The sequence below is a fragment of the Corynebacterium gottingense genome, from assembly GCF_003693265.1.
Taxonomy (GTDB): domain Bacteria; phylum Actinomycetota; class Actinomycetes; order Mycobacteriales; family Mycobacteriaceae; genus Corynebacterium; species Corynebacterium gottingense.
The window spans coordinates 20066-28250 of the sequence record NZ_RDRE01000019.1 but is presented as its reverse complement, the minus strand read 5'-3'; the positions used below and the strand labels follow the sequence as shown (position 1 = coordinate 28250).

At 65.9% G+C, this 8185-nt stretch carries 9 protein-coding genes; 7 read left to right on the top strand and 2 right to left on the bottom strand.

What is annotated here, in order from left to right:
• Window positions 1-216: 216 nt before the first annotated feature.
• A complete protein-coding gene (locus EAW56_RS09670) occupies window positions 217-915 on the bottom strand; it encodes a hypothetical protein (RefSeq protein WP_147453277.1) in 699 nt (232 codons plus the stop codon).
• A gap of 62 nt (window positions 916-977) precedes the next feature.
• On the opposite strand from EAW56_RS09670, the gene EAW56_RS09665 reads away from it, so the two are divergent.
• Both EAW56_RS09665 and EAW56_RS09660 read left to right on the top strand, forming a co-directional pair.
• On the top strand, window positions 978-1457 hold the full coding sequence (locus EAW56_RS09665) for a methylated-DNA--[protein]-cysteine S-methyltransferase (protein WP_095547463.1): 480 nt from the start codon (window positions 978-980) through the stop codon (window positions 1455-1457).
• Complete coding sequence (locus tag EAW56_RS09660; RefSeq protein ID WP_122086313.1) at window positions 1450-2214, top strand: fructosamine kinase family protein; 765 nt, start codon at window positions 1450-1452, stop codon at window positions 2212-2214. Before EAW56_RS09665 ends, EAW56_RS09660 begins: the two co-directional genes overlap by 8 nt.
• Here EAW56_RS09660 and nadE read toward each other — a convergent pair.
• A complete protein-coding gene (gene nadE / locus EAW56_RS09655; RefSeq protein ID WP_122086311.1) occupies window positions 2211-3056 on the bottom strand; it encodes an ammonia-dependent NAD(+) synthetase in 846 nt (281 codons plus the stop codon). The two genes, EAW56_RS09660 and nadE, sit on opposite strands and share 4 nt — an antisense overlap.
• 26 nt (window positions 3057-3082) lie before the next feature.
• Here nadE and EAW56_RS09650 point away from each other — a divergent pair, with 26 nt between their 5' ends.
• The 5 genes from EAW56_RS09650 to nrdE all read left to right on the top strand — a co-directional run bounded on the left by EAW56_RS09650 (window position 3083) and on the right by nrdE (window position 8112).
• Window positions 3083-4459 (top strand): sugar porter family MFS transporter, encoded by a 1377-nt coding sequence (locus EAW56_RS09650; protein WP_122086310.1) that lies wholly within the window; start codon window positions 3083-3085, stop codon window positions 4457-4459.
• Between the two features lie 107 nt (window positions 4460-4566).
• The gene (ykgO, locus tag EAW56_RS09645) at window positions 4567-4689 is read left to right on the top strand and encodes a type B 50S ribosomal protein L36 (protein WP_005511141.1); all 123 of its coding nucleotides are present in this window, start codon (window positions 4567-4569) and stop codon (window positions 4687-4689) included.
• Between the two features lie 311 nt (window positions 4690-5000).
• Window positions 5001-5231, top strand: a complete 231-nt coding sequence (nrdH, locus tag EAW56_RS09640; protein WP_095275361.1) for a glutaredoxin-like protein NrdH — start codon at window positions 5001-5003, stop codon at window positions 5229-5231.
• An 81-nt stretch (window positions 5232-5312) separates the two neighbouring features.
• Window positions 5313-5852 (top strand): class Ib ribonucleoside-diphosphate reductase assembly flavoprotein NrdI, encoded by a 540-nt coding sequence (nrdI, locus tag EAW56_RS09635; RefSeq protein WP_122086308.1) that lies wholly within the window; start codon window positions 5313-5315, stop codon window positions 5850-5852.
• A 79-nt stretch (window positions 5853-5931) separates the two neighbouring features.
• The gene (gene nrdE, locus EAW56_RS09630) at window positions 5932-8112 is read left to right on the top strand and encodes a class 1b ribonucleoside-diphosphate reductase subunit alpha (protein WP_415528564.1); all 2181 of its coding nucleotides are present in this window, start codon (window positions 5932-5934) and stop codon (window positions 8110-8112) included.
• Window positions 8113-8185 lie beyond the last annotated feature (73 nt).

Sequence of the window (8185 nt, the reverse complement as noted above, 5' to 3'; positions counted from 1 at the left end):
TGCGCTTGTACGGCATGCCTTCAAGAAACTTATCAACTGCTTGCTCCCGGATCTCACGGGGAAAATGCGCGGACATCAGAAACCCTCTCCGCCCCCGGGGACACTCCAACTATTTGTCCGCGGTCCCTTTCGTCGCACCCTCGTCAAGCTGTTCTCGTCAACCTTGAGGTGCCGATTGTATGGGCGCAGCCGACGTAATCCCCACTGCCGGGCTGCTTACTGCGCAGCCTGGCGCATGCCCTCGAAGTAGGCGCTGCCGTCAGCCCCGGTGTAGCAAGCGCTTGAGTCCACCGGCCAGAGGCTGCGCGCCTGCTCGCACGTCCACTCGGAGGCGTAGGGGCCCATGGTGGCCCACTCCATGCTCGGCCCGCCCTGCTGCGGCGCGGGCTGGGCAGGAGCCTGTTGAACAGGAGCCTGCTGCGCTGGCGCCTCCTGCTGCGGAGCTTCTTGTACCGGCGCGGGTGCCGGCTCCGGTTCGGGCGCCTGCTGCTGGTTGCGCGCTTCCGCCGCGGCTGCCTCGGACGCTGCCGCCGCTGAATGCTCGGCCTCTTCGCGCGCCTGCGCGGAGCGGGACGCCTCTGCGGCTGCTGACTCGGAAGCTGCCGCTGCCGCGCTCGATTCGGACGCCGCTTGCTCCGCGGCTTCCTTGTCGGCCTGCTCCTTATCCATTCGGTCGCGTGCCGCGTCGAGCTCTTCCTGGTCAATAACGCCGTCGCCGTTCGCGTCGTCGGCATCCACCAGCTTGTGGCTCAAGTCGCGCATGTCGGATTCGCAGCCGGCGTCGCCGTCGCACACGGCGGCGTCGATAGGCGGGTTTGTCCCCGCGATCGTGTCGGAAGAGGAATCGCTGCACCCCACGAGCGCCGCGGCTGATGCAACGAGGAGAAGAGAAATGCTTGCAAGTTTCTTGGGCATAGCTTGGAGTGTATCGAATGCGCCCTCGGCGAGCAGGCCGTTTGCAGGTTACGGTGGGGCCCATGGACACGCTGCAGTTCCACCAGATCGATTCCCCAATCGGCCGCCTAGGCCTCGTCGTGACACCGAAGGGGTTGGCCAAGGTCCTCTTCGAGTGCGACGACATCGACGCCGAGCGCGACCGCGCCGACCGCCCCGCTGAAGTACCGCTGGCCGCCCAACAGCTCACGGAGTACTTCGCGGGCCACCGCACGAGCTTCACGCTCCCGCTGGACTTTCGCTTTGCGTCGGGGTTTCGCACCGAGGTCCTCCGGGAGCTCGCCCGCGTCCCCTTCGGCGCCACCACCACCTACAAGCAGCTCGCCGGGCAGGTGGGAAACCCCAACGCCGTGCGTGCGGTTGGCGGCGCCTGCGCGAACAACCCGCTGCCCATCGTCGTGCCCTGTCACCGGGTGCTGCGCGCGGACGGCGGTCTCGGCGGCTACCGTGGCGGGACCGACGCGAAACGTTACCTGCTGGGCAAGGAGGGCATTGATGTCTAAGGGCTTTACCAAGCACGGCAGCGCGCCGGGGTCCGCCGCCTCCGAGGCGGCGGGGCTTCGCTGGCTGCGCGAGGGATCGCAGGCCGTGGTCGAGGTCCTTTCGCTTCACGACGCCACGAACACCCTCACCATCGAATCCGTCGAGCCCGCACGCCCGACCCGAGACGCCGCGCTCCGCGCCGGCCGCGAGTTGGCTGCGATCCACGCCGCGGGTGCCCCGGCGTTCGGCGCCCCGCCGACCGGGTGGGAGGGGCCGAACTTCATCGGGCGTCTTGAGCAGGATTGCGTGCCGGCGGACCGCTGGGCCGAGTTTTATGTCAACCAACGCGTGCTGCCGTTCGCGCGCTCGGCGCACGCCGTAGGCAACCTGGACGCGCACGGGCTCAGCGAGGTTGAGCGTGCCTGCGACGCGCTCCTGACCGAGGACGAGGACGCCCCGCTCGCGCGCATCCACGGCGACCTGTGGGCGGGCAACCTCCTGTTTAGCCCGGAGGGGCCGAGGTTCATCGACCCGGCCGCCCACGGCGGGCACCCGCTGACGGACATCGCCATGCTGGAGCTCTTCGGTGCTCCGTACTTCGACGCGATCGTGGACGGGTACCTCGGCGCGGGCGGCACGCTTGGGTCAGGCTGGCGCGCCCGCATCCCGGTTCACCAGCTGCACCCGCTCGCGGTCCACGCCACCACCCACGGCCCGAGCTACGCCTCGGCGCTGGTCCGCGCCGCGCGCGACGTCGTCTCCGGGCTGAGCAGCTAGCGCCACCAGGTCTCGGTCGGCCCCGGCGGCAGGTGGCGCTTGTGTTGGCCGACGCGCCAGAGGTGTTCCAGGCGCGCTGCGGTGTCGGCGGGCACTTGCTTGCCTTCCAGGTAATCGTCGATAAGCGAATAGCTCACGCCGAGCGCCTCCTCATCGGGCAGCGCCGGGCGATCCTCCTCCAAGTCCGCGGTGGGCACCTTCTCCCACAGGCGCGGGGTGGCACCGAGGTGTTGGAGCAGCGCGGCGCCCTGGCGTTTGTTCAGGCCGGCGAGCGGGAGGAGGTCGGCTGCGCCGTCGCCGAACTTGGTGAAGAAGCCGGTGATGTTCTCCGCCGCGTGGTCGGTGCCAATGACCAGGAAGCCGCGCTCGCCGGCGATGGCGTACTGCGCCACCATGCGCAGCCGGGCCTTTACGTTGCCCTTGTTGAAGTCGCCGAGGCCGTCCACCCCAATGGCGGAGGCAACCTGCGCGTTGAGCGCGTCGGTGGCGGGCTTGATGTCCACGGTGACGGTCTCGTCGGGGCGGATGAACTGGAGCGCGAGCTGCGCGTCGTCCTCGTCGGCCTGCACGCCGTGCGGGAGGCGGACCGCGACGAACGTGGCCTCGGCGCCCTCGGCGCGACGCCGCTCCACCGCGAGCTGGGCGAGCCTGCCCGCAAGGGTAGAATCCTGTCCGCCGGAGATGCCCAGCACGAAGCCGTTCGCGCCTGTGGCTGCGAGGTAGTCAACCAGGAAGTCAACGCGGCGCGACACCTCCTCCTCTGAATCGATCAAGGGGCGCACACCCAGGGCGTTTATGATGTCCTGCTGCAGGTTTTCGTCGTGTTCAGACATGACATCCATCGTAGCCGTCAGCCATATTGGGGGACATGGTTCACAACACTCGCGCACCACGTTACGTGCGCACCGTCGCCGCCACGGCCGCGCTCGGCGGCCTCCTGTTCGGCTACGACACCGGCGTGATGAGCGGCGCGCTGCTCTTTATCACCACTGAGTTTGGCATGTCTCCGGGGCAGGAGGGGCTGGTGACGTCCATGCTGCTCGTCGGCGCCGCCATTGGCGCCCTCGGCGGCGGCGCGGTTGCAGACGCGCTCGGCCGCCGCCGCACACTCATCGTCGGAGGCGCCCTCTTCGTCCTCGGCTCCGTCTGGTGCGCTCTGGCTGGCGGCGTCGGGGCCCTCGCGGCGGCGCGCACCTTTCTCGGGGTCGCGGTCGGCGGTGTCTCAATCGTCACGCCCATGTACATCGCGGAGATGTCGCCGGCGAAGGTCCGCGGCAAGCTCGTCTCACTGAACACGCTCATGATCGTGGTCGGCCAGCTCCTCGCGTACCTGGTCAACTCGGTGCTCGCGCACACGGGCAGCTGGCAGTGGATGCTCGGCCTCGCCGCCGTCCCGGGCGCTGCGCTGGCGGTCGGCATGCTCCTGTTGCCGGAAACCCCGCTGTGGCAGGCGCGTCGCGGGGCACGTCGGCAGGCGGAGGTGACTGCGGCGCGCGTCGGCATGAGCTCGGATGAGCTCGAGGAGCTGTTGCTTGACGACGCCCAGACGCGCCAGGCCGCCAGCGCCGGGGAATGGCGCACCCTCCGCCGAACCCCTTGGCTGCGCTCCACAGTCCTCGTCGCCGCGCTGCTCGGTGTGACGCAGCAGGTCACCGGCGTCAACGCGATCGTCTACTTCGCGCCCACCATGATGGAGACCGTCGGTCTCTCCACCGAAAACGCCGTCTACACCTCCATCGTCATTGGACTGGTGTCCGTGGTCGCCTGCTGGGTTGGCTTGCAGGTGGTGGACCGGATCGGCCGCACGCGCCTGCTGCTCCTCGGTCTGGCGGGCAACGTGGTCTTCCTCGTCGCGCTCGCCGTGATGTTCCGTGCCGCGGAGGGGAATGCGGCCCTCGCGTGGGTGGCGCTCGCCTGCATGGCGGGGTTCATCGCCTCGCAACAGGCCGCGGTCTCGCCGACGACGTGGCTGCTCATCTCCGAGCTCGTGCCCCCACAGGTCCGCGGCGTGGGGATGGGCCTGGCCGGGCTCGCGCTATGGGTGATGAATTGGGTGGTCGCCCAGTTCTTCCTCCCGCTTGTCGACGCCACCTCTGCCACCTTCACCTTCTGCCTCTTCGCGGTCTTCGGCGTGGTCGCCTCCGTCTTCGTGGCGCGCCGGGTCCCGGAGACGATGGGGCGCAGTCTTGACGACGTCGCCGCGGAGATGCGCCAGCGTTTTGGTGCTGGGCAGAAGAACGTGTAACCTTAACCGACGTGTCGCGACCCGGCACCGCGCAGCATGCTGGTAGCGTGCTGCGGCTGGGCATGAGGTCGCAGGTCAATGAAACCTCGAGAAGAAAGGAGCGCCCGATGAAGGTCCGCAAGTCGCTTCGGTCGCTGAAGAACAAGCCGGGCGCCCAGGTTGTACGCCGCCGCGGCAAGGTCTACGTGATCAACAAGAAGGAGCCGCGCTTCAAGGCTCGCCAGGGCTAGTTCACCGCCCGCCCAAACACCCCGCCACCAACCGGATTTCCGTCCGGCCGGTGGCGGGGTGTTGGCTTTTGTGAAATTAAATTCCACGGATGTAACCCGTTTGCTGGCGCGGGAGTGGTTATAGCGGACTACATGTGGGTAATTCCTGGGGCCTATCCTGGGAATACCAGCCCTGTAACTACTACATGTAGTATCACTTGCCAGAAATTGCCCCAAGGTATAGTGTTTCTTGGTGTTGCGCTGAGGTAGGAATCAGCGCCGAGGAAACCCCGTCATCTTCCCGTAAACGCGACAGAAAAGAGCTACAGGTTATGTCCATCACCGTGTACACGAAGCCCGCTTGCATGCAGTGCAAGGCAACCACCAAGGCCCTCGACAAGGCTGGCCTGGAGTACTCCCTCGTCGACATCTCGGTGGACGAGGAGGCTCGTGATTACGTCATGGCGCTCGGCTACCTGCAGGCACCCATCGTCGAGGTGGACGGTGAGCACTGGTCCGGCTTCCGCCCGGATCGCATCCGCGGCCTGAAGCCCGCCGCCTAAGCGGCTCCGCGCGAGCCACACGGCGCGCCCTAAGCGGGACGCGCACCCCACCACCTGCACAATTCAACACCTGGAGCGAGCATGCTTGTCGTGTACTTTTCCTCGACGACGGAGAATACGAAACGTTTCGTGGAAAAAGTCGGGTTGCCCAGCGCGCGGATCCCCCTGCGCAGGACGGAGGCGCCGCTCGAGGTGGACGAGCCCTTTGTGCTGGTGTGCCCGACGTACGGGGGAGGGGCGTCGATAAGCAATGCTCAATCACGGCCCGTGCCCAAGCAAGTCATCCGCTTCCTCAACAACCCGCGCAACCGGTCGCAGCTGCGCGGCGTGATCGCGGGTGGCAATTCGAACTTCGGCCCAGACTACTGCGTGGCCGGCGACATCATCGCGCGCAAGTGCAACGTGCCCTACCTCTACCGCTTCGAGCTGATGGGGACGTGGGACGACGTGGCACACGTGCGCGGCTCGCTGATCCACAACGCGGGGGCACTCGGGCTCACGCCGTTGAGCGAAAGGCAACAGACGGCGCTGCAGCCGCTTCCCGCGGATAATGGGGACCGGCTCGACGCGCTGCGCGCCAAGTACCAGGCGAAATACCGGAGCGATCCGCGCAGCGCCTAGAGCGCGCCCTGCGCCCGAGCGCAAGAAACCTCAAACTTGTAACCTAGAGATCCGACAAACGTGAATGAAAGGCTCTGCTGTGTCCACCTACGCTTCTGCTTCGGATAAGCACGGGAAAGTCGTCCCGGAACCGGTGAATACCACCGACCAGTTGGATTATCACGCGCTCAACGCGCTGCTGAACCTCTACGATGAGGACGGCCACATCCAGTTTGATAAGGACCGGGAAGCGGCCAATCAGTTCTTCCTCCAGCACGTGAACCAGAACACCGTGTACTTCCACGACCTGGAAGAGAAGATGAAGTACCTGGTGGACAACAAGTACTACGAGCCGCACGTCGTGGACGCCTACGACTGGGAATTTGTGAAGGAGACGTTCAAGCGCGCCTACGGTTTCAAGTTCCGCTTTAAGTCCTTCCTCGGCGCGTACAAGTACTACACCTCCTACACCCTGAAGACGTTTGACGGCCGCCGCTACCTCGAGCGCTTTGAGGATCGCGTGGCGATGACGGCGCTCTTCCTCGCCGACGGCAATGAGGAGCTCGCGTCCGCGCTCGTGGACGAGATCATGACCGGCCGCTTCCAGCCCGCCACCCCGACCTTCCTCAACGCCGGCAAGGCGCAGCGCGGCGAGCTCGTCTCCTGCTTCCTCCTGCGCATCGAGGACAACATGGAGTCCATCGGCCGCGCCATCAACTCCTCGCTGCAGCTGTCCAAGCGCGGCGGCGGCGTCGCCCTGCTGCTGAGCAACATCCGCGAGTCCGGCGCGCCCATCAAGCACATTGAGAACCAGTCTTCCGGCGTCATCCCCGTGATGAAGCTGCTGGAGGACTCCTTCTCCTACGCCAACCAGCTCGGCGCGCGCCAGGGCGCGGGCGCGGTGTACCTGAATGCGCACCACCCGGACATCATGAAGTTCCTGGACACCAAGCGCGAGAACGCGGACGAGAAGATCCGCATCAAGACCCTCTCGCTCGGCGTGGTCATCCCGGACATCACCTTCGAGCTGGCCAAGCGCAACGACGACATGTACCTGTTCAGCCCGTACGACGTCGAGCGCGTCTACGGCAAGCCTTTCGCCGACATCTCCGTGACCGAGAAGTACGAGGAGATGGTGGAGGACCCGCGCATCCGCAAGTCCAAGATCAACGCCCGCCAGTTCTTCCAGACGCTGGCGGAGATCCAGTTCGAGTCCGGCTACCCGTACATCATGTTCGAGGACACCGCGAACCGCGCGAACCCGGTGAAGACCGGCCGCATCAACATGTCCAACCTGTGCTCCGAGATCCTCCAGGTCAACTCCGCCTCCGAGCTCAATGAGGACCTGACCTACCAGGAGGTCGGCCACGACATTTCCTGCAACCTGGGCTCGCTGAACATCGCGATGACGATGGATTCGGACAACTTTGCCCGCACCATCGAGACCGCCATCCGCGGGCTGACCGCCGTGGCGGACAAGACGGCCATCAACTCCGTGCCGTCCGTGCGCGAGGGCAACGACGCCTCGCACGCTATCGGCCTTGGCCAGATGAACCTGCACGGCTACCTCGGCCGCGAGCACATCCACTACGGCTCCGAGGAGGCACTCGACTTCACCAACGCCTACTTCGCGGCCGTGATGTTCCAGGCCATCCGTGCGTCCCACAAGATCGCGGTGGAAAAGGGCCAGGCGTTCGCCGACTTTGACAAGTCCGAGTACGCCACCGGCGAATTCTTCGACCGCTACGACCCGGCCGACTTCCAGCCCAAGACCGACAAGGTCAAGGCGCTTTTCGACGCCTCCAACATCGCCGCACCGACCGCGGAGGAGTGGGAGCAGCTGAAGCAGGACGTGGCGCGCGACGGCATCTACAACCGCTACCTGCAGGCGGTGCCGCCGACCGGCTCCATCTCCTACATCAACAACTCCACCTCGTCGATCCACCCGATCGCCTCCAAGATTGAGATCCGCAAGGAAGGCAAGATCGGCCGCGTCTACTACCCGGCGCCGCACATGGACAACGACAACCTGGAGTACTTCGAGGACGCGTACGAGATCGGCTACAAGGCCATCGTGGACACCTACTCCGTGGCGACCCGCTACGTGGACCAGGGCCTGTCGCTGACCATGTTCTTCAAGGACACGGTCACCACCCGTGACCTGAACCGCGCGCAGATCTACGCCTGGACCAAGGGCATCAAGTCCCTGTACTACATCCGCCTGCGCCAGATGGCGCTGGAAGGCACCGAGGTCGAGGGCTGCGTGTCCTGCATGCTGTAGCCGGAAGCCTGGGTCTCAACCCGGAAAAGGGCCTGCACACCGAGAACGGAGTGCAGGCCCTTTTCGCTGTACT